This window comes from Herbaspirillum sp. meg3, from assembly GCF_002257565.1.
GTDB lineage: Bacteria > Pseudomonadota > Gammaproteobacteria > Burkholderiales > Burkholderiaceae_D > Herbaspirillum.
This window is the reverse complement of sequence record NZ_CP022736.1, coordinates 59,247-80,752: the sequence shown is the minus strand read 5'-3', so window position 1 is coordinate 80,752 and position 21,506 is coordinate 59,247. Positions and strand designations below refer to the sequence as shown.

General features: G+C 58.7%; 22 protein-coding genes. 15 read left to right on the top strand and 7 right to left on the bottom strand.

Annotated features, from left to right (window positions below; all coding sequences use genetic code 11):
- Nucleotides 1-73: 73 nt before the first annotated feature.
- The 4 genes from hmeg3_RS00400 to hmeg3_RS00385 all read right to left on the bottom strand — a co-directional run bounded on the left by hmeg3_RS00400 (nt 74) and on the right by hmeg3_RS00385 (nt 3,903).
- A complete protein-coding gene (locus hmeg3_RS00400) occupies nt 74-1,627 on the bottom strand; it encodes a methyl-accepting chemotaxis protein (protein ID WP_094561962.1) in 1,554 nt (517 codons plus the stop codon).
- Between the two features lie 172 nt (nt 1,628-1,799).
- The gene (locus hmeg3_RS00395) at nt 1,800-2,348 is read right to left on the bottom strand and encodes a chlorite dismutase family protein (RefSeq protein ID WP_094561961.1); all 549 of its coding nucleotides are present in this window, start codon (nt 2,346-2,348) and stop codon (nt 1,800-1,802) included.
- Nucleotides 2,349-2,468: 120 nt separating this feature from the next.
- Nucleotides 2,469-3,521 (bottom strand): oxidoreductase, encoded by a 1,053-nt coding sequence (locus hmeg3_RS00390; protein ID WP_094561960.1) that lies wholly within the window; start codon nt 3,519-3,521, stop codon nt 2,469-2,471.
- A 40-nt stretch (nt 3,522-3,561) separates the two neighbouring features.
- Entirely contained in the window at nt 3,562-3,903 is a 342-nt protein-coding gene (locus tag hmeg3_RS00385; protein WP_094561959.1) for a zinc ribbon domain-containing protein YjdM, read from the bottom strand.
- Nucleotides 3,904-4,062: 159 nt separating this feature from the next.
- On the opposite strand from hmeg3_RS00385, the gene hmeg3_RS00380 reads away from it, so the two are divergent.
- The 3 genes from hmeg3_RS00380 to hmeg3_RS00370 all read left to right on the top strand — a co-directional run bounded on the left by hmeg3_RS00380 (nt 4,063) and on the right by hmeg3_RS00370 (nt 6,956).
- On the top strand, nt 4,063-4,485 hold the full coding sequence (locus tag hmeg3_RS00380) for a hypothetical protein (protein WP_094561958.1): 423 nt from the start codon (nt 4,063-4,065) through the stop codon (nt 4,483-4,485).
- Between the two features lie 179 nt (nt 4,486-4,664).
- Nucleotides 4,665-5,627, top strand: coding sequence for a sulfonate ABC transporter substrate-binding protein (locus tag hmeg3_RS00375; RefSeq protein ID WP_094561957.1), 963 nt, complete (start codon nt 4,665-4,667; stop codon nt 5,625-5,627).
- Between the two features lie 12 nt (nt 5,628-5,639).
- Entirely contained in the window at nt 5,640-6,956 is a 1,317-nt protein-coding gene (locus tag hmeg3_RS00370) for an LLM class flavin-dependent oxidoreductase (RefSeq protein ID WP_094561956.1), read from the top strand.
- 171 nt (nt 6,957-7,127) lie between these two features.
- Here hmeg3_RS00370 and hmeg3_RS00365 read toward each other — a convergent pair whose 3' ends face one another.
- Complete coding sequence (locus hmeg3_RS00365; RefSeq protein ID WP_094561955.1) at nt 7,128-9,863, bottom strand: DbpA RNA binding domain-containing protein; 2,736 nt, start codon at nt 9,861-9,863, stop codon at nt 7,128-7,130.
- Nucleotides 9,864-10,180: 317 nt separating this feature from the next.
- Nucleotides 10,181-10,408 (bottom strand): hypothetical protein, encoded by a 228-nt coding sequence (locus tag hmeg3_RS00360; protein ID WP_232511802.1) that lies wholly within the window; start codon nt 10,406-10,408, stop codon nt 10,181-10,183.
- A 675-nt stretch (nt 10,409-11,083) separates the two neighbouring features.
- Between hmeg3_RS00360 and infA the strand changes: the two genes are divergently transcribed.
- The 5 genes from infA (at nt 11,084) to hmeg3_RS00335 (ending at nt 14,097) form a co-directional block, all read left to right on the top strand.
- Complete coding sequence (gene infA, locus hmeg3_RS00355) at nt 11,084-11,347, top strand: translation initiation factor IF-1 (protein ID WP_007881321.1); 264 nt, start codon at nt 11,084-11,086, stop codon at nt 11,345-11,347.
- A 51-nt stretch (nt 11,348-11,398) separates the two neighbouring features.
- Nucleotides 11,399-11,707, top strand: a complete 309-nt coding sequence (locus hmeg3_RS00350) for a hypothetical protein (protein ID WP_094561953.1) — start codon at nt 11,399-11,401, stop codon at nt 11,705-11,707.
- Between the two features lie 247 nt (nt 11,708-11,954).
- On the top strand, nt 11,955-12,167 hold the full coding sequence (locus hmeg3_RS00345) for a cold-shock protein (RefSeq protein ID WP_007881326.1): 213 nt from the start codon (nt 11,955-11,957) through the stop codon (nt 12,165-12,167).
- Between the two features lie 264 nt (nt 12,168-12,431).
- Nucleotides 12,432-13,088 carry an HD domain-containing protein gene (locus tag hmeg3_RS00340; protein ID WP_094561952.1) on the top strand — a complete coding sequence of 219 codons (657 nt, stop codon included), beginning with the start codon at nt 12,432-12,434 and terminating at the stop codon, nt 13,086-13,088.
- Between the two features lie 169 nt (nt 13,089-13,257).
- A complete protein-coding gene (locus tag hmeg3_RS00335) occupies nt 13,258-14,097 on the top strand; it encodes a ferritin-like domain-containing protein (protein WP_094561951.1) in 840 nt (279 codons plus the stop codon).
- A gap of 14 nt (nt 14,098-14,111) precedes the next feature.
- Here the strand turns inward: hmeg3_RS00335 and hmeg3_RS24870 are convergent, their stop codons facing one another.
- The gene (locus tag hmeg3_RS24870; protein WP_198361754.1) at nt 14,112-14,267 is read right to left on the bottom strand and encodes a hypothetical protein; all 156 of its coding nucleotides are present in this window, start codon (nt 14,265-14,267) and stop codon (nt 14,112-14,114) included.
- 63 nt (nt 14,268-14,330) lie between these two features.
- On the opposite strand from hmeg3_RS24870, the gene urtA reads away from it, so the two are divergent.
- The 7 genes from urtA (at nt 14,331) to hmeg3_RS00300 (ending at nt 21,501) form a co-directional block, all read left to right on the top strand.
- Nucleotides 14,331-15,584 (top strand): urea ABC transporter substrate-binding protein, encoded by a 1,254-nt coding sequence (urtA, locus tag hmeg3_RS00330; RefSeq protein WP_094561950.1) that lies wholly within the window; start codon nt 14,331-14,333, stop codon nt 15,582-15,584.
- A 229-nt stretch (nt 15,585-15,813) separates the two neighbouring features.
- A complete protein-coding gene (urtB, locus tag hmeg3_RS00325; RefSeq protein ID WP_094561949.1) occupies nt 15,814-17,430 on the top strand; it encodes an urea ABC transporter permease subunit UrtB in 1,617 nt (538 codons plus the stop codon).
- Nucleotides 17,427-18,551, top strand: coding sequence for an urea ABC transporter permease subunit UrtC (gene urtC / locus hmeg3_RS00320; protein WP_094561948.1), 1,125 nt, complete (start codon nt 17,427-17,429; stop codon nt 18,549-18,551). Before urtB ends, urtC begins: the two co-directional genes overlap by 4 nt.
- Nucleotides 18,548-19,402, top strand: a complete 855-nt coding sequence (gene urtD / locus hmeg3_RS00315; RefSeq protein WP_094561947.1) for an urea ABC transporter ATP-binding protein UrtD — start codon at nt 18,548-18,550, stop codon at nt 19,400-19,402. Before urtC ends, urtD begins: the two co-directional genes overlap by 4 nt.
- 32 nt (nt 19,403-19,434) lie before the next feature.
- The gene (gene urtE, locus hmeg3_RS00310) at nt 19,435-20,133 is read left to right on the top strand and encodes an urea ABC transporter ATP-binding subunit UrtE (RefSeq protein ID WP_094561946.1); all 699 of its coding nucleotides are present in this window, start codon (nt 19,435-19,437) and stop codon (nt 20,131-20,133) included.
- 133 nt (nt 20,134-20,266) lie between these two features.
- Nucleotides 20,267-21,166, top strand: coding sequence for an urease accessory protein UreD (locus hmeg3_RS00305; RefSeq protein WP_198361752.1), 900 nt, complete (start codon nt 20,267-20,269; stop codon nt 21,164-21,166).
- A gap of 32 nt (nt 21,167-21,198) precedes the next feature.
- Nucleotides 21,199-21,501: an urease subunit gamma gene (locus hmeg3_RS00300; RefSeq protein WP_094561945.1), complete on the top strand. Its 303-nt coding sequence runs from the start codon at nt 21,199-21,201 to the stop codon at nt 21,499-21,501.
- The last annotated feature ends 5 nt before the right edge of the window (nt 21,502-21,506 follow it).

Genomic DNA, 21,506 nt, shown 5'->3' with positions numbered 1-21,506 from the left:
CGTCACTCATGATGACAAAATAAAACGGGCGCCTGTAAAAAGGCGCCCGTTTTACATTGCGCATTGCAACCGGTCAGACGCGCCCCAGTTTGAATTGCCGTCCGGCCTCGGCCAGTTTGCCGGCCTGGGCTTGCAGAAGTTCCGACGTGGCGGTTGCCTGCTCCACCAGCGCAGCGTTCTGTTGCGTGGTGTTGTCCATCTCGGTCACGGCCTGGTTGATCTGTTCGATACCGGCGCTTTGTTCGTGGCTGGCGGTGGCGATTTCGCCCATGATCAAGGTGACGCGCTTGACGCTTTCCACCATCTCGCTCATGGTCGCACCGGCTTGCTCCACCAGCTTGCTGCCGGAGCCGACCTTTTCCACCGAGTCGCCGATCAGTGTCTTGATTTCCTTGGCGGCGGCCGCGCTGCGTTGCGCCAGGCTACGCACTTCCGACGCCACCACCGCAAAGCCGCGGCCCTGTTCGCCGGCGCGTGCTGCTTCCACGGCAGCATTCAAGGCGAGGATGTTGGTCTGGAAGGCAATGCCATCGATGACACTGATGATGTCGACGATCTTGTTCGACGATTCGTTGATGGCGCCCATGGTGTCGACTACCTGTGATACGACCCCACTACCTTTGACGGCGACGTCGGATGCGCTCTGTGCGAGTTCGTTGGCCTGACGCGCGTTCTCGGCGTTCTGCTTGACGGTGGAGGTCAGCTGTTCAATCGAAGCAGCGGTTTCTTCCAGCGAACCGGCCTGCTGTTCGGTGCGTGAAGAGAGGTCGAAATTGCCGGAGGCGATTTCGTTGGCGGCGGTCGAAATCGATTCGGTGCCCATCTGTACTTCCGACACGATCTTGCGCAACGCTTCGTTCATCTCGTCGAGCGCCTGCATCAGTTCGGCAATTTCATCCTTGCCCTGCTTCTCGATATGGGCGGTGAGGTCGCCTGCCGCCACCATCTTGGCGACTTGCAATGCGCGCTTCAACGGCGTCGTGATGCTGCGCGAAATAATCAGTACCGCGACGACGCTGATGATGACCAACAGGACTCCCAGCACCATCATCAGCTGCATGCCGTGGGTATTGGTGCGGTCGATGTCGAGCGCCATCTGGTCGATGGCCTTGCGCTGCATTGCCAGCAAGGCGTTGACCTTGTCGGCATAGGCCTTGGATGCCGGCTCGAACACTTCTTTGTAAGCCTTCTCGGCGGCGGCGGCGTCACCGTTCTTGCGGGTGTTCATCACCACTTCCTTGGCGGTCTGGTACTTGGCGCGCGCGGCAACGATTTCCTTGAACAAGGCCTTTTCGTCTTCCGAACTCAGGCGTGGCTCGATCTGTTTAATGATGGCGCTGCCGGACACGACACTGGCGGCAATGGCTTCCTTGAAGGTTTCCGATAGATTGGCGTCGGAGCTGCGCGCAATCATCGATGTGCGCACGATCGCCGAATAAGTGAGCACGAACCAGTCCGCCACCAGCCGCTCTTTGGCCAGCGGCATCTCCATCATGGCACGGGTGGATTCTGCATTGCGCCGGGCGTTGATCAATCCCATCGACGTGGAGATGATCGCCAGGATGAGAACGATGGCAAAACCGAAAATCAGGCGGCTGGAAATCCGCATGTTGGAAAGTTGTTTCATGATGATGACCGTCCCCCGCTCACTGTCGTTTTAATGTATCCCCTCGCCCATGGCGCCGGGCTTAAATGCAGATTACCGCGTTTTAAACCCAGCGAAAATATATATTGTCCGGAAAGCTACATTATTGCTGCGCAGCATCGCGTAGTGCGGATTTGCGGACGACTCTGCTGTCTCAATTGCGCTGCAAACGCACCTCAGTTTCGCGTTCGACATAGGCCCATTCCGGCGTGCTGCGCAGAGCACCGAGCAAATCGTCGAAGGCAGTGGCGTGCTCAGGCGCGAATTCAAACCAGGTCAGAAAATCGTAGGGTTGAGCCGTGGCAAGATCGCGACAGTGATGCAAGCGGCGAGCAATCGGCGGCAGATACCGCAGGCCGATGTCGATGTGGCGTGATTTGGCTTCGAGGATGTCGCGCCGCTCATCCTGGGTCAACGCCCACCATGCGGCGTTCTTGCGAATCGGAATCAGTGCAGCTTGCGTGGACGATGCGCGTCCCAGACTTTGCTGAACGGCAACGAGCTTCTGTTTTTCATCTTGCTGCACATAGCGTTCGTTGCTGGTGACGCCTTGCAGAGTCCATACGGAGGGACTGGATGGCACGCCATTGACGACATCGAGCTGGGATGCCATGGCCAATGACGCGCCGGTGATGGCGGTTACGCTGGTGACGCGCCATTGCCCGTGATCGCCGCCGGAAAAACTCCAAAGCCTTTCGTTCATTGCCGCCCTCGCTGATGATGTTTTGTATTGAGGCTTAGTCGTACGGCAGCCTCCGTTCTTACATCAACGGGACAAGCAAGGACAATGCAAGGACGATGCAGGGATCGTCCCTGTTTGCTCTCAGGCGTCGCCGGCGGGCAAAAACGGCAAACGCCGTCCCTCGGCATCGCTGCGGATGGCGAGGTCAATGATGGTCATCACGTCAACCGCATCTTGCGCTGCGACCGGGAAAGGCTTGCCGTCAAGCACCGACGCTGCCAGTGCGCGATAGAAGCCGACGTAATCGCCGTCCTGCGTGGCGCAAGCCGACTGCGTGTCGCGATCGCCATCGGCTTCGCGCAAGAGGCCCGCTGCGTTCTTTCCAAAGTCAGGGTCGCCGGGACGCAAACCCGCCTTCAGCTGATCTTCCTGCACGTCGAGGCCGTTGATGACATAGCTGCCCCGCGTGCCATGCACAGTGAAGCGCGGCGGAGGCAAGGCCGTCAACGCGCTGGCGTGGAGGATCACTTCCTTGTCGGCATAGTGCAGCTGGAGATGGACGTAGTCCGGCACCTGCGCATTGTCGCGCTGCTGCTTTACAGTCGCCGAGATGGATTGCGGCGCACCGAACAAGGCCAGCGCCTGATCGATCAGATGCGGCCCGAGGTCAAACAACAGACCGCCGCCATGTGCGGCTTCTTCACGCCAGCGTTTCGGAATCACCGGGCGGAAACGATCGAAGTGCGACTCGTAGTGCGTCACGCGTCCCAACTTGCCGTTCGCAATCAACGCGCGCAAGGTCATGAAGTCGCCGTCCCAGCGCCGATTATGAAATGGCGCAAACAGCAAGCCGTGCTGCGCCGCTAAAGCTGCCAGCGTTTGCGCATCGGCGCCGGACAAGGTCACCGGCTTGTCGACGACGACATGCTTGCCTGCGTTCAACGCGCGGCGTGCGAGGTCAAAATGGGTATCGTTGGGTGTGGCAATGACGATGCAACGGATGTCCTCGCGGGCCAGCAAGGCATCGAAATCAGGGACGATGTCGGCATCAGGATAGTCGGCGCGGGCGCGCTCGGCCTGCGACGTCGCGATCACGGCAACCGCCGTGCGGCCGCTATGCGCGATCACCGGTGCGTGGAAGGTGGAGCCGGCAAAACCGTAGCCCATCAAACCCAGCATCAATACCTCGGACATCAGGGTGTCTCCTCGTTGAAGGTTTTTCAGATTTTATTCTTCAGACTTTTTTAACAAACTCGGTCTTCAGGCCCATCTGGCCGAAACCGTCGATCTTGCAGTCGATGTCATGATCGCCGTCGACCAGACGGATGTTCTTGACCTTGGTGCCGATCTTGACGACGCCGCCGCCGCCCTTGAGTTTGAGATCCTTGATCACGCTGACGGTGTCGCCGTCCTGCAAAATATTGCCGGCGGCGTCGCGCCACACTTTGGTGGTTTCTTCCGCAGTCTCTGCCGCTTGTGCCGACCATTCATGCGCACATTCGGGACAGATATAGAGCCCACCGTCTTCATAGGTGAATTCGGATTGGCATTGCGGACAGGCTGGCAGGGTACTCATGATGGCTTTCGTAGTGGTGAGGCAATGGCACTGCGGCAGGGTGCAAAATGCAAAGTGCCGGGCGCGGGTTGCGAAGTCCTCAGTATACAACCCGCTATACTATGGCAAGACGGAAGTGAAAATCGGTCCTTGGTTGAAAGTCGCCATTCAGGAGTTGGCATGTTGCAGTCGATTTCCGGTATCCCCATTCGCAAGGAGTGCCCGCCCGGCGCGTGTGTCTGCGATCGCGAAAACCTGCTCGGCAATGCCCGCGCAGGTATTGACACCGATCTGCGCGTCCTGACACTGACGCAAGAACAGGAGCGCAGGCTGATCGAACGCATTGATCGCATCAACAGCTACGAAGACCTTCAGCACGTCAGCAACCTGCTGTACAAGCAGCTCGGCGTTGTCCTGCACATTACCCCCAGCCCGCGTGAAGTGCGCACCGTGCGCGGCTTCATGATCCTGTTGGAAGATCGCCCCGGTCTGTGCAAGAAGACGCGCCAGGCGGTGCCGGCAGCGATTCGCAGATGCCTGGAAAACAATCCCGAGATCGCCTTTAACATCCTTAATGCACACGATTTGCTGGGCGATGCCTGATCGGTTGTGGATGGACCTATGATCAATTCCGAATCAAGCCCTAATTTGTCGTGATCAATATTTGCATGTCGTCGCGCCGAGGATATGCAGAAATCATCTAAGCATCATCGAAAGCATTCGTTCTGATTCCACACTGATTTGTTTAGTCTTGTCGCCCACACCATTCTACGGGGCAGGACATGACAACATCGAATAAACGACGCCTGATCTTGCAAGCGACGGCAGCAGCAACGCTGGCCGGTACAGCAGCATGGAGCAGCGCTGCCGAAGAACGCACGCTGCGCATCGGCTATCAGAAGTTCAACACGCTCAATATCCTCAAGGGCACCGGCAATCTGGAAAAAGCGTTGGCGCCGCTGGGCTGGAAAGTGAAGTGGTTTGAATTCGCTGCCGGGCCGCAGCTGACTGAAGCCTTAAATGCCGACGCCATCGATTTCGGCCATGCCGCCGACACGCCGTCTGTGTTCGCCAATGCTTCCGGCGTGAACGCCGTCTATCTGGCCGCCGAGCAACCGTATCCGAAAGGCATCGGCATCTTTGTTGCGCAGGATTCGCCGATCCGTTCGATCAAGGAATTGAAGGGCAAGAAGGTCGCGCTGGGCCGTGGCTGGAATGTGCAATACCTGCTGGTGCGCGCACTGGAAGAAGCCGGCCTGAGCTACAACGATATCGTGCCGGTGTATGTTTCCAACGCCGCCGATGTGCGCGCGGCTTTTCAATCGGGGAATGTCGATGCGGCAGGTCTGTGGGATCCCTTCCTCGCCGGTCAGGAACTGGCGACGCGTCCGCGCATTCTGCGTGACGGCACCGGCCTGTCGAACAATCGCACCTTCCATCTGGCCACGCCGAAGTTCGTCGACCAGAACAAGAACATCATCCGCATCCTGTTTGCAGAACTGAAGAAGACCAACAACTGGACGCAGGCGCATCCGCAGGAAACTGCCGATCTGCTGGCGCCGCAGCTGGGTGTCGACGCCAAGGTGTTGCGTCTGGCAACCGAGCGCCGCAACTACACCACGGTGCCGATCGATGCCGGCATCATTCAGGAACAACAGCAAATCGTCGAAGCCTTCTACAAGCTGAATCTGATCAAGAATCCGGTACAGGTCAAGGACAAGGTCTACGGCGAAGCACTGTTGTAAGCAACCATTACCATGACGATCCAAAAGCCGATCCACCTTGCCGCCTTTCTCATCGCCGGCAATGCCGCTCACAGCCAGGTGCTGTGGCGGCATCCGCAGAGCCAGCCCGGCGACTTCCTGACGCTGGATTACTACAAACGCATTGCCCAGACGCTGGAACGCGGCAAGTTCGACTTGCTGTTTTTTGCGGATCGGCTGGCGGTGTCGACACGTTTCGGCGGCAATCATCGCTATGGCCTTGCCTACGGTGATCAGGACGCGACGCGTATGGATCCGTTGCCGGTGCTGGGTGCGATTGCAGCAGTGACGTCGCGCGTCGGCCTCGGCGCCACGCGTTCGACGACGTATTCGCAGCCTTATAGTCTGGCGCGGGAATTCTCCACACTCGACCATCTGTCGGCGGGACGCGCGGCATGGAATGTCGTGACCTCGGTCAATCAGGGCGAGGCCGATAACTTCGGCCTGCGCGAGACGCTGGGACATGACGAGCGCTATGACCGTGCCGACGAATTTCTCGATGTCACGCACAAGCTGTGGCGCAGCTGGCAACCGGAAGCGCTCTTGCTGGATACGGCCGGCGGGCGCTATGCCGATCCGGACAAGGTCAATCCGATTGATCATCGCGGCACACACTTCAACGTGCGTGGCCCGCTGAATATTCCTGCATCACCCCAAGGTGGACCCGTGATCATTCAGGCCGGATCTTCGCATCGCGGGCAGGATTTTGCGGCGCGCTGGGCCGAGGTGGTGTTTGGCATCCAGCCGGATCTGGCGCGCATGCAGCGCTTCTATCAGGATCTGAAAAGCCGCACGGAAAAATTTGGCCGGCGACCACAGGACATCAAGGTATTGACCGCCGTCATGCCGTTTGTCGCCGCCAGCAAGGAACAGGCGGAAGAGCAACGCGCCCGCCATAACGCCATGGTCGATCCGGCCGTTGGCCTGTCGACGCTATCGAGCCACATGAACGTGGACTTTTCCAGATATGCATTGGATGCGCCGGTCGACGACATTCAGGTCGAGGGCATGCAAGGTCTGTTCAAGCTGGTGAAGGAGTTGTCGCGTGACGGCAGCCTGACGCTGGCCGATATCGGGCGTCTATATGCCAGTGGCGTGCTGGTGCCGCAGGTAGCGGGTACGGCTGCTGATATCGCGGACTGGATGGAGCACATCGTCGCAGAGCAAGGTGCCGACGGTTTCGTGATCACGCCGGCGCATTTGCCGGAAGGCTTCGATGATTTTGTCGACCTTGCCGTGCCGGAGTTGCAACGACGCGGGCAGTTCCGTTGGGATTACGAAGGGGATACCTTGCGTAGTCATTTGCGCTGAAGGCGACGTTTTTTGCAAACCCACGATAGCCGTCGTCCTGAGGAAAGTCAGGACTCAGCATGCGCTGGGACGACGGCAACAAACGGCAAGCGCTGATTGAATGGCGGATCAATAAAAAACGGCGCGAAGTCACTCGCGCCGTTTTTTATTTCGCCATACTGATTACTTCAATTACTCAGACTTGCCACCCTTGCGATGCGGCTTTGCCTGGCCGGATACGCGCGTGTCAGGGCGCGCATCCCGCTTATCTGAGCGCTTGTCGCCCGGGCGGCCTGCGCGGGCGCTGCTGTTGACCTTCGGCGGCGTCGCGTTCTTCGCCGGCGTCTTGTCGTGGTGCTCGGTGCCGGTGCCGATGATGCTGATGTTCATCTTGCGGCCGTCGATCTCCACTGCCTTCAACTGATGCAGCAGCGGCTTGGGCATGCCGGCAGGCAAGTCAAGGGTGCTGTGATCGTCATGGATGTCGATGCGACCGATGTGCTTGGCTTCGAGTCCGGCTTCGGTGGCGATGGCATTGACGATACCGGCAGGCGTCGCAGCATGCGCGCGGCCGATCTCGATGCGGAAGGTCTGCATCTGGAATTCCGGCTTGCCCTTTTCCTTGCCCTTGCCTTTGCGCGGTTCCTCTACCGGCCCGTGGTTGGGGCGCTCGGAACGTTCTGCATGCTCGGAACGTTCTGCATGCTCGGGACGTTCTGCACGGTCTGGGCGTACAGGGCGATCATCACTACGTTCAGGACGGCTGTCGCGCTGATCGCGATCCCCACGCGGGCCACGTTCTGCACGCAACATCGGTGGACGCTCTTCGGTTACGCTGATCTTGAGTTGCTGACCGGCGACCCAGACTTTCTTGAGATGCTGCACCAGGTCATCCGGCATGTCGCCCGGCAGATCCAATACGCTATGGTCGTCAAAGATTTCGATACGGCCGATGTGCTTGGCGTCCATGCCTGCTTCATTGGCGATGGCGCCGACGATGTTGCCCGGCTTGACGCCATGGTCATGACCGACTTCGATGCGATAAGTCTGTGTTGTGTGCGCCGCGAAATCAGCCTTGGTCGGACGCGGACGCTCAGTGCGCTCTGCACGTTCGCCACGCTCAGGACGTTCATTGCTGCGTTCGGTGCGCTCAGTACGTTCCGGACGCTCCTTGCGCTCGCTGCGTTCCGCACGGGGTGCAGCAGAGACGCTGCCATCATCACGGCTGATCTGCAATTGCTGTCCGGCGACGCGCACCGACTTCAGATGATCGATCAGATCGGGCGGCATGTCGTCCGGCAGGTCGAGGACGCTGTAGTCGTCATAAATCTCAATGCGGCCGATGTGCTTGGAATCCATGCCGGCTTCGTTGGCAATCGCACCGACGATGTTGCCCGGCTTGACGCCGTGCTGATGGCCGACTTCGATGCGGAAGGTCTGCATGCCAGGATCAGCGGCGCGGACGATGCGCTCCTTGGTACCGTAGCTTGGACGCTCGGTACGTTCATGACGATCAGGACGATCGCCACGTTCGGCGCGCGGCGAACGATCCGGACGTTCACGCGGGGCGCGGTCGTCGTTGCGGACGAACTCCGGCTCGCGCTGGTTCTTGTCGAGCAGCAGCGGCACGTCGCCACGCGCCATCTTGGCCAGGGCAGCCGCGATGTCGACCGCAGTGACGTTTTGTTCGCGCTCGTAGTCTTCGATCAGCGAGCGGAAGATGTCGAGACCGCCGTCGGCCAGGGTTTCACCGATCTGCTCCTTGAAGCGCGCCACGCGCACGTCATTGACGGCCTGCACACTCGGCAAGGTCATTTGCGTGATCGGCTGGCGCGTCGAACGCTCGATGCTCTTGAGCAGATTTTTTTCGCGCGGGGTGATGAACAGGATGGCTTCGCCGCTGCGACCGGCACGGCCGGTGCGGCCGATGCGGTGGGTGTAGCTTTCCGGATCGTAAGGCACGTCGTAGTTGATAACGTGGCTGATGCGTTCAACATCGAGTCCGCGTGCGGCAACGTCGGTGGCGATCAGGATATCGATCTGACCGTCTTTCAGTTGCTGGATAGTGCGTTCGCGTTGCTGTTGCTGAACATCGCCGTTGATGGCGGCGGCGGCAAACCCCCTCGCCTGCAACTTGCCGGCGAGCTCTTCGGTGCCGAGCTTGGTGCGCGAAAAAATGATGAGGCCGTCGAAGGGTTCGACTTCCAGAATACGCGTCAATGCGTCGAGCTTGTGCATGCCGCTGACCAGCCAGTAACGCTGGCGAATATTTTCTGCAGTACCGGTCTTGGCGGCGACGGTGATTTCAGCCGGATCGCGCAGATAGGTCTTGGCGATGCGCTTGATAACGGCCGGCATGGTCGCCGAGAACAGCGTGGTCTGGCGCGAGGCCGGGGTCTTTTGCAGAATCGATTCGACATCGTCGATGAAGCCCATACGCAACATTTCGTCTGCTTCGTCGAGCACCATGGTCTTCAGTTGCGACAGATCGAGTGAACCCTTGTCCAGATGGTCGATCACGCGGCCGGGGGTGCCGACCACAACGTGGACGCCGCGGCGCAATGCGCTCAGTTGCGGGCCGTAGCTCTGGCCGCCGTAGATCGGCAGGACGTGAAAGCCGGGAATATGTGTGGCATAACGCTGGAACGCTTCCGCGACCTGGATCGCCAGTTCGCGTGTTGGCGCCAGCACCAGCGCTTGCGGCGCAGTCTGGCGGATGTCGATGCGCGACAGAATCGGCAGCGCGAACGCCGCGGTTTTGCCGGTGCCGGTCTGCGCCTGGCCCAGCACGTCGCGATTGTTCAGCAAGGTGGGGATGGTGGCAGCCTGGATCGGCGAAGGTGTTTCGTAACCGAGTTCTTTCAGGACGCGTAGCAGCGGTTCACTGAGATTGAGATCGGAAAACTGAGGGAGAGGTGCTTCAGACATGGTGAGACTCACAGGTTCTTTTAGGCCGCAGGGCGCGGCCGGATGGTGACGCAGTTTACTCGCTTGTGACGGAATCAGCGAAGTTAAGTTGCAACACCCAGGGGAATCTGCTGCTACCGGGATACCGCCAAGGGGTCACCCGCAATGTTCATGCGAGAGAAAAATCGACAAAAATACGAAGAAATACGATTACGGAAGGCCGGATCGGCCACATTGTCGCGAATAGTGCCGGCAGGCAAGCAATCCGAAGCAGTTGCCCCGAACGGTATCGCTGACAGCTGCTGACGACTGCTGAAAAGTATTGCCGAGTGTTGCTACTATTGAAAGGTATTGGGTGTCAGTTGCAGCGGTGTGCCCTGCACGCCTGCACGCACCATACGGCGCGCGACGCCGGTGATGTTGGGTTCGAGCTCACGGAAAGTCTTCATCGGGCCGATGGCGGTAAACATCTGGGAGGCCAGCTTGATCAGCGCTTCGTTGGAGATGAAGCACTCGCGGTTGACGAACTCGACGCAGACGGAAAAACCAACACCTGCTTTAGTCACTTTTACTTCGGTTGACGCTTGAGACATAAGGGCTCACTTTCAATCGTAGAATTCACTTATAGTGCGCGCAAGCGTCGCCAATAGCAATTAAAATCGCCAAACTACGGGCTTTACTGGCCGCTTATACCTCCCGACTGCCTGGGCGTAGCGACGCGACATAGCGGTGCTATCGAAATTGCAACTCTTGGAGCTGCAACAACGGCAGGCGACGCCTGCAGCCGTTCCCGGCGGGTTCCCGCCAAAAGACGCGCCGGCGGCGTTGCATGGCTTGCCAGCGCGCCTTTTGGCGGCAACGCACCTCGCAGATTTAATGGGAACAGGCCCTAGTCTGACCGGAGCGCCGCCAACAGGGTATAATACGGGTTAGTTGGGCGATACGCCCTTTTCCGGACTGGTCTGCTGTATTGCCCGTCTCCACTCTTTTCGGTCGTGCTTCTGTCGTTCTCGAGCAGTCGGCCCGTCCCGTAGTAAACCGTCCTGCTGCCGGCAACGTTGTACCTCTGGCGCAAAAGTCTTTTTGTGTGTCCTTGTTTGGATACCTGAACGAAAAGCAAAATCGCACTGGTCCGCTCGCGCGGCAACCGGTCTCTTTTTTCTGCGTTCTCTGGCGAATGCCGTGCAGCTCGATTGCTGCGTGCCCGTTTCGCCCGTCGAGCGCCTTACCTGGAAACCACCATGGCTAAAGAAGAATTACTCGAAATGAACGGCCTCGTCGAAGAAGTGCTGCCGGACTCGCGCTTTCGCGTCAATCTGGAAAATGGTCATCGACTGATCGCCTACACCTCCGGCAAGATGCGTCAGAACCATATCCGCATCCTCGCCGGCGACAAAGTCACGCTGGAACTGTCGCCTTACGACCTCAGCAAGGGCCGCATCACTTTCCGTCATCTGGAAAAACGCGGACCGGTCGGTGGTGGTCAGCAACGTCGTCGCTATTAAGCAGCATTTACAGCACCGCCCACTCACTGACGTTCGCACCGGAACCGCACCATGACCGACACCATCATCGAACGTTCCGCCGGCGCTGCTGCGATTTCTGCCAAGGCGATGGCTATTGCGCTTGGACAGGACGTACAGATCGTCGACTGCGTGTGGGACATCGGCGCCGATCTGACGCATGAACATGCGCACCGGCTTGAACTGGTGACGGCAGAAAAATCAGTGCGCGTCTATTTTCGCGAACTGGAACTGACGACGGCGAACAATGCGTCGCGCGGCAAACGCATCGATGAGCGCCTGCAACGCGCCGTCGCGCAGTTGCTGCAGCGTGCACCAGCGCCGACTTACGGCTTTAACTGAACTGAAATTGAGGCCGCGCTGCAAGCCGGTCTCATAAAATAAATCTCTAATTATCACGATATGCTTAGGTAAGTCTCTGATTTACCTGTATATTGAATTTTGCACTTACATCAAGTCGTCGTTATTGTTGGTCTCTCTCCCTTGCGCTTGTTTACAAGCCATATCTGTTTGACTCTCTTCGGTTACATCTTGCTTGATCTCGGGTGCGCTTCGGGCGTAGTCCCTCATTTTTTCAAGGAAGTAAAACATGTCTACATCACAAACCGGCACAGTCAAATGGTTCAACGATTCCAAGGGCTTCGGCTTCATCACGCCTGATCAAGGCGGCGACGATCTGTTCGCGCATTTCCAGGACATCCAGTCGACCGGCTTCAAGAGCCTGGCTGAAAACCAACGCGTTTCGTTTGAGCGTGGCACTGGTCCTAAGGGCGAAAAAGCAACTAACATTCGTCCTATCTAATCGACACGATCGAATGTTCTGACGCGAAGATTCAGGTCTTCGCGCATTCAAGTCCGGATTCGACATGTCGCCGGTGACACCACGCAGATAGCATGGGTCATTGCCGATCGAAACCGGCACCCTGCGGAAAACCGCAGATAAAAAAGCTCGCTACGGCGGGCTTTTTTTCGTCCGGCGCTTTTTACTTTCTTTCTGCCTGCCGTCCGCACAACCCGCTTCCGCTATCATCGCTCTTTCTTCTTGGCTATTCCGAAATCCCTGTTCATGAATCTCCCTCTGCACAATTGGCAAGCGCAATTTGTCGCGTTGGCCGGCAAACTAGCCGACAACGATGGTGCACACGACATTAACCATTTGCATCGCGTGTGGCACACAGCCCAAACCTTGCTGCGCACACATCCCGAAGCTGATGCGCTGATCGTGCAAGCCGCCTGCTATTTACACGATCTGGTGAATCTGCCGAAGAACGACCCGCAGCGGCACACAGCGTCGCAGCAAGCGGCAAAACTGGCCTGCCGCCATCTGGAGGCGATGCATTTTCCACCGGATAAACTCGCGGGTCTGAAGCATGCGATCGAAGCGCACAGTTTTTCTGCAAACATTGCGCCCGAGACGATCGAGGCAAAGATCGTGCAGGACGCCGACAGACTCGATGCACTGGGCGCAGTCGGGCTGGCGCGTTTGTTCTACACCGCCGGACGCATGGGCAGCCAGCTCGCCCATCCCGAGGATGCGGCAGGATCGCGACGTACCCTCGACGACAAGCAGTACGCTCTCGACCACATTGCCTGCAAACTGGAGACGCTGCCGGCAAGCATGCAAACCGTCACCGGCCGCCGCCTCGGTGAAGAACGCGTACAGTGGCTGCGCGATTTCCGTACGACCTTTATTGCGGAATGGGAAGGTGCTACTGCCGACTGAAAACGTCTGGCGGTACCGCCTCCGTCTGCTCGCATTCTGCCGCCGCGGTTCGGAGTGAAAACGCGACACAAGATAAATCCGCCTTTGTTACAAAAGGCTAATGTTTCTTTGCGAACCAAGCAGTTTTCTCCTCGTCTTATTTCCATGTCAGCATTGTCGAGGAGGTATCGTGGCAAGTCAGGAACAGCAACAAGATCGGAACCAACCGCACTGGAGCATCGCCGACCTGGATTTTTCCCGTATCGATCTGCGGCGCGTACGTAGCGACGAAAACACCTTCTATCTGGTGGCCTGCGCCTCCTTCGTCGAAAGCGGCTCCGATCTGTATACCGATAATCTGTTGAATTTCTTCAGCGACAATCAGGAAATCTCGACCTGGCTGCGCAGCCAGTGGGAAGTAGAAGAACTGCAGCACGGCATGGCCCTGCGGGCCTATGTCGAACATGTCTGGCCCGAATTTCCCTGGCAGAGCGCCTACGACAGTTTCCTCGAAGAGTACGCCACCTATTGCAAGGTGGAACTGCTGGAGCCGACCAAGGCACTGGAAATGGCCGCACGCTGCGTGGTCGAGACCGGCACCGCGACGTACTACCGGGCGCTGTCACGCAGCGTGAAAGAACCGGTGCTACGCGATCTGGCCTCACGCATCTCGAACGACGAGGTCAATCACTACAAGCATTTCTACCGCTATTTCCGCGAGTATCGCAAACGCGAAGGCATCGGCCGTTCGCGCGTGCTCGGCACCCTGAGCCGACGCACGCTGGAAATGCGCAATGAAGATGCCGACTGCGCGATCCGCCATGTACTGAAATTCCGCAATCCGGCGCGGGCCGGCGACGTTGCCTATTTAAAGGAATTGAGCGCGCGCATGAGCGCTATCGTGCGCACCAATTTGACGCCTGAGATGACGCTGAAGATGATCATGCGTCCGCTGGAGCTGTCGCCGCGGGTGCAGAGCTGGGTGCAATATCCGATACAGCAACTGATGCAGCACGTATTTTTGCGCTAAAAACAATCACTCCTTCACTGATTTGCACCAAATTGCTCCTGTTTGGGGCAAATCGCGGTTCGCCGCACCGCCGCCATTTTTGCCATCACTAAAATGGTGCGATAGCGCGCGCCCGTTCCTGCAAAGCCTGAAAAATCGACAGAGATTGACGAATTGTCATTGGCACGCAATCTGCTAAAGCAGAGAGGCAGTCAACAAACTCTCATTGATTCTTCTAACTGTAGGAGCACTTCATGTCACGTCGCACTATCCTAAAAGCAACAGCACTCGGCGCGTTCGCACTTGCAGCATCCTCCTGGCTCCCAGCTGCTTTCGCTGCAGACACCATCAAGGTCGGCATCCTGCACTCGCTGTCGGGCACTATGGCCATCTCCGAAACATCCCTCAAAGATGTGGCGCTGATGACAATCGATGAAATCAACGCCAACGGCGGCGTCATGGGCAAGAAGCTCGAACCCGTCATCGTTGACCCAGCCTCCAACTGGCCACTGTTCGCTGAAAAAGCACGCCAGCTGATTTCGCAAGACAAGGTTTCCGTCGTGTTCGGCTGCTGGACTTCGGTCTCGCGCAAATCGGTTCTGCCGGTCTTCAAGGAACTGAACAGCCTGCTGTTCTACCCTGTGCAATATGAAGGCGAAGAGCTGGAAAAGAACGTGTTCTACACCGGCGCAGCACCTAACCAGCAAGCGATTCCTGCCACTGAATACCTGATGTCGAAAGAAGGCGGCGGCGCCAAGCGTTTCGTTCTGCTGGGCACCGACTATGTGTACCCACGCACGACCAACAAGATTCTGCGCGCCTTCCTGCATAGCAAGGGCGTGAAAGATTCCGACATCGACGAAGTCTATACACCGTTCGGCCACTCCGATTACCAAACCATCGTCGCCAACATCAAGAAGTTTGCAGCAGGCGGCAAGACAGCAGTGATCTCGACCATCAACGGCGACTCCAACGTGCCGTTCTACAAAGAACTCGGCAATGCCGGCCTGAAAGCGACCGACGTGCCTGTCGTGGCGTTCTCGGTGGGTGAAGAAGAATTGCGCGGCGTGGATACCAAGCCACTGGTCGGCCATCTGGCTGCCTGGAACTACTTCGAATCCGTGAAGAATCCGGTCAACACCGCCTTCATCAAGAAGTGGAAAGCTTACGCCAAGGCCAAGGGTCTGCCGAATGCCGACACCGTCGTGACCAACGATCCGATGGAAGCAACTTATGTCGGTATCTACATGTGGAAGCAAGCCGTTGAAAAGGCCAAGACCACCGACACCGACAAGGTGATCGCAGCGATGAGCGGCCAAACCTTCAAGGCGCCGTCCGGCTACACGCTGGAAATGGACAAGACCAACCATCACCTGCACAAACCAGTGATGATCGGCGAAATCAAGGCCGATGGTCAGTTCAACGTGGTCAACAAGACCAAGACCACCATCCGTGCTCAGCCATGGAGCCCATACATCCCGGGCAACGAAAGCAAGCAAAAGATGTAATGCAGTCGCTTGCCATGTTTGGTTAGTTGAGCAGTCCCCGCTGCATGTTCCATGCAGCGGTTTGCAAGACCTTGCACCGGACGTCCGACATCCCGTCCGGTGCAATCAACGACGCATTCTTCATTCGGAATTGCTCCCTGAAGTTTTTCCTTGAAGCGCGTGCATGAATCTCAGATATGCGTCGTAAGACCGACTTTCTTTCCGTCTTGCAGTGCCACCGAAAAGAACCATGAGACTTCTCCCCAAGATCATTGCCTCCGCCTTGCTGACAGGCTGGCTGTGCACCCAGGCGATCAGCGCGCATGCCGCGATCGATCCGGCGCTGCTCAAGCCGCTGGCCGGCGACGACCCTGATGCGCGGATTGCCGCCGTCACGCAGATTGCTGCATTGGCCAATGCCGATGCGCAGAAAATCCTCAACGCCATCAACAGCGATACGCTGTACGCCACGCCTGCCGGCGACGTACTGATTATCGAAGACACTGAGGCGTTCAACCCAGCCACCGACAAAACCGGCCCGGCACCTGACGACGCCGAAGGCATCACGGTCAACAACCGCCTGCGCGGCGTAGTGGAAGGCGCCTTGTCCGGCCTCAAGCTGTTTTCGCCGGACCGCGCCACGCGCCTGACCGCCGCGACGGAATTGCTGAAGACCGCCGATGCCGCCCAGACACCGCTGATCAGCAAAGCATTGGCTGCGGAAAAAGATCCGCAAATACAGGAAGTGCTCAAGCAGGTCGTCGCCACCGCCAACCTGCATGCACCTGACGCGGCAGCACGCAAGGCCGCGGTCAAAGCGCTGGCCGACACCACCAACGCCAACCTGAAACCGGTGCTGGAGCAAATGCTGGCCAAGAATCCCGATGGCAGCTATGTCGAAGCCGATGAGGGCGTGCGCATCGAAGCCGTGCGCACCATGTCGGCGCTGGACCGCCACCTGGCCATCACCGAATTCGTCGGCAAACTGTTCTACGGCATCTCACTGGGCAGCGTGCTGCTGCTGGCCGCGCTCGGCCTGGCGATTACCTTCGGCCTGATGGGCATCATCAACATGGCACACGGCGAACTGCTGATGATCGGCGCCTACACAACGTATGTGTGCCAGCTGGTGTTCCGCAAATTCTTCCCCGGCGCGATTGATGCCTATATCGTCGTGGCATTACCGGCAGCGTTCATTGTGGCGGCAGCCGTCGGCATCGCGCTGGAACGCCTGGTGATCCGGTGGCTCTACGGCCGTCCGCTGGAAACCCTGCTGTGCACCTGGGGTATCAGCCTGATGCTCATGCAAGGCGTGCGCTCGATCTTCGGCGCGCAAAACGTCGAAGTCGCCAACCCGAGCTGGATGTCTGGCGGCATCACGGTGCTGGGTTCGCTGGTGCTGTCGTATAACCGGATCGTGATTATTTTCTTCGCGCTGTTTGTGGTGGTCGCCGTATGGCTGATCCTGAATAAAACGCGCCTCGGCCTGTTCGTGCGCGCCGTCACGCAAAATCGTCGCATGGCGGATTGCGTCGGCGTCTCGACCGGCAAGATCGACATGATGACCTTCGGCCTTGGCTGCGGCATCGCCGGTCTCGGCGGCGTTGCCTTGTCGCAGCTCGGCAACGTCGGCCCCGACCTCGGACAGGGCTATATCGTTGACTCCTTCATGGTGGTCGTGCTGGGCGGCGTCGGCCAGCTGGCCGGCACCGTGATCGCGGCGTTCGGCCTGGGCGAAGTGAACAAGTTCCTGGAGCCGGTCGCCGGCGCCGTGCTGGCCAAGATCGCCATCCTCGTGTTCATCATCGTGTTTATCCAAAAGCGCCCGCAAGGCCTGTTTGCACTGAAAGGCAGGAGCGTGGAATGAGTACCCTCAATCTCCCATTGAAACCTTCGCTGTTTTCGCGTCCGGCGTGGATCGGTATCGTGGTCTGCACAGTGATCCTCGGTCTGCTGCCGATGCTGAATCTGATCTTCCCGGCAGGCCATCCGCTGTCCATCTCCAGCTACACCATCGCACTGATCGGCAAGTTCATGTGCTACGCGATGGCGGCGCTGGCGCTGGATCTGGTGTGGGGCTATACCGGCATCCTGTCGCTGGGGCACGGCGTGTTCTTTGCGCTGGGCGGCTATGCGCACGGCATGTACCTGATGCGCGCCATCGGTCACGACGGCGTGTATCAGAGCGACCTGCCTGACTTCATGGTGTTCCTCAACTGGAAGGCCTATCCGTGGTACTGGTGGATGACCGAGCATTTCTGGTTCGCGATGCTGCTGGTAGTGCTGGTACCGGGCGTGCTGGCCTTCGTGTTCGGTTACTTTGCCTTCCGTTCGCGCATCAAGGGCGTGTACTTCTCGATCATCACGCAGGCGATGACCTTCGCCTTCATGCTGCTGTTCTTCCGTAACGACACCGGCTTCGGCGGCAACAACGGCTTCACCGACTTCAAGCGCATCCTCGGCTTCACGATCACGGCGCCGTCGACCAAGGCGGTGCTGTATCTGGTGACGCTGGCCTTCCTGCTCGGTTCGCTGCTGCTATGCCGCGCCATCGTGACCTCGAAACTGGGTCGTGTGCTGCAGGGTGTGCGCGATTCCGAATCGCGGCTGATGTTCATCGGCTACAACCCGCTGTGGTTCAAGCTGTTCGTGTGGACTTTGTCGGCGGTGCTGTGCGGTATTGCCGGCGCGCTGTATGTGCCGCAGGTCGGCATCATTAACCCATCGGAAATGTCGCCGGCCAACTCGATTGAAATGGTGATCTGGGCGGCCGTCGGCGGGCGCGGTTCGCTGCTCGGTCCGATCATCGGTGCGTTCACCGTCAACGGCCTGAAGAGCTGGTTCACCGCCGCCTTCCCGGATCTGTGGCTGTATGCGCTGGGTCTGATCTTTATCCTCGTGACGCTGTTCCTGCCGCAAGGCATTCTGGGACTGATCAAGAAACTGAAGAAACAAGAAAAATCAGATCCATCCAAGGAGGCCGCATGAGCGAAATGTACAACCGGGCGGCACCACAAGACACTGTCGATAACGGCCAGCATGCCGATCACGGCACGTCCTACGCGCGCATCAAACCGGAAGGCGTCGACACCACGCACGGCGCCATCCTGTATCTGGAAAACATTACCGTATCGTTCGACGGTTTCAAGGCGATCAACAACCTGAACCTCGATATTTCGGTCGGCGAACTGCGCTGCATCATCGGCCCCAACGGCGCCGGCAAGACGACGATGATGGACGTCATCACCGGCAAGACGCGCCCGACGGCGGGTACGGCTTTCTTCGGCCAGAGTATCGATCTGACCAAGATGACGGAATACGAAATCGCCCACGCCGGCATCGGCCGCAAGTTCCAGCGGCCGACGGTGTTCGAGCAGCATTCGGTATTCGAGAATCTCGAGATGGCGATGAAGATGGACAAGCGCGTGAAGACGACCTTGTTCGCGCGCCTGAATTCGGAACAGATCGGCAAGATCGAAGAGATCCTCAAGCTGATCCGCTTGAACGGCCAGGAAAACCGTGTCGCTGGCCTGCTCTCGCACGGTCAGAAGCAGTGGCTGGAAATCGGCATGCTGCTGATGCAGGAGCCGCAGTTGCTGTTGCTCGACGAACCGGTGGCGGGCATGTCCGACGCCGAGACCGTGCGCACCGCCGAGCTGCTCAACGAGCTGCGCGGCAAGCATTCGATCATGGTGGTCGAGCACGACATGGGCTTCGTCGAAGAGATTGCGCAAGGCGGCAAAGTGACCGTGCTGCATGAAGGCTCGGTGCTGGCCGAAGGCACGATGCAGCAGGTGCAATCGGATGATCGTGTGATTGAAGTGTACTTAGGCCGTTGAGAGTAGAGCTCTAAACCCGGGACGAGAAGAATATGCTGCAAGTCAATCAACTGAACCAATACTACGGCGCCGCGCATACCTTGCGCGGCGTATCGATCAACGTCGAAAAGGGCAAGTGCCTGTCGCTGCTCGGCCGCAACGGCGTGGGCAAGACGACGCTGCTGAAATGCCTGATGGGCGTGCTGCCGGTCGCGGCCGGCAACGTCACGCTAGAAGGCCGTGACATCACCAAACTGAAACCGCATCAACGCGCTGCACTCGGCATCGCTTACGTGCCGCAGGGCCGTGAAATCTTTGCACGCCTGACCGTGGAAGAAAACCTGTTGATGGGCATGGCCACCAAGTCCGGCCGCAAGGCATCGAGCATCAAGGGTGAGGTGTATGAATTGTTTCCGGTGCTGAAAGAAATGCTGCACCGTCGCGGCGGCGATCTGTCGGGCGGGCAGCAACAGCAACTGGCGATTGCGCGCGCACTGCTGGCCGAACCGAAACTGATCATCCTCGACGAGCCGACCGAAGGCATCCAGCCGTCTATCATCAAGGATATCGGCCGCGTCATCAGCCTGCTGCGCCAGCGCGGTGACATCGGCATTCTGTTGTGCGAGCAGTATTTCGATTTTGCGCGCGAGCTGGCCGATACCTTCGTCGTGATGTCGCGCGGTGAAGTCGTCGCTTCCGGCGTGCAGGCCGATATGGATAACGAAGACGTCAAGAAGCATTTGGCGGTATAAGAATACAAGTGCCCAAGCGTCACCTGGCCGTCGGCATGGGTCTTCATGCCGACGGCGTGCGCGGGGTGCTTTTTAGCATCAGGTCTGCTATAAAAGCACATCGTCGCCGTGCCGACCACTCACAAACAATTGCATGAAACGCATCATCGATCCTGCCGCTGCCATCACGGAGTCGGGCCAAGCCGCCGCCATGGCTTCCGCACGCCATGAGCAGGCGCGGCTGACGCTGGGCTTCGCCGACGATGCCAGTACCACGCGCATGATCGAGCGCAGCCACTTCGGCCCGCTGCGCGTGCAAAAGCCGCTTTATCCCGAACATCCTGCCGTCTGCCACGCCGTCATCGTCCATCCACCGGGCGGCATCCTCGGCGGCGACGTGCTCAACATCACCGCACATGTCGGCGACAACGCCCATGCCCTGCTGACCACACCCGGTGCGGGCAAGTGGTATCGCGCCAACGGCTTCGTCTCGCAGCAGCAAGTGTCGCTGACGGCAACCGCGGGCGCCGCACTGGAATGGCTGCCGCAGGAAACCATCTTCTTCAATGACGCCGACGTGCGCATGGAACATCAGGTCGAGCTGGCTGCCGACGCCACCTATATCGGCGGCGAGATCTTGTGCTTCGGCCGCACCGCGTCGGGAGAGTCTTTCGCCAACGGCCGTGTCAGCCAACGCACCAGCATCCGCCGCGATGGCAAGCTGGTCTGGTTCGAACAAGGCGCCTTGCGCGCCGGCACGTCGTCGATGACAAGTCCGTTGGCATTGGCTGGTTATACGGTAAGCGCGACCTTGATCGCCGTCGGGTTGCCGCTCAATGCAGCCTTCCTCGGCGAGTTGCGCGAGCAAACCAGCGCACTGGCGCAACAAGGCAATGGCCGCAGCGGCGCGACGCAAATGAAACAGGTATTGGTGCTGCGTTATCTGGGCAACTCCAGCCAGATTGCGCGGCAGTGGCTGACGCATGCATGGCAGCGCATCCGTCCGGAATTGATGCAGCGCGAAGCGATCGTCCCGCGCATCTGGAATACGTAGACAAGCAAGACTGACAGAATCAAGGAGAACGCATGGAACTGACCCCACGGGAAAAAGACAAGCTGCTGATTTTTACGGCAGCCCTGGTGGCTGAACGGCGCAAAGCGCGCGGCCTGAAACTGAATTATCCGGAAGCGGTGGCGCTGATCACGGCAGCCATCATGGAAGGCGCGCGTGACGGCCGCACGGTCGCCGAGCTGATGTCGGAAGGCACCAAGATTCTGACTCGCGCCGACGTCATGGATGGCGTGGCGGAAATGATCCCCGATATCCAGGTCGAAGCGACTTTCCCGGACGGCAGCAAGCTGGTCACGGTTCATCACCCTATTCCTTAAGGAGC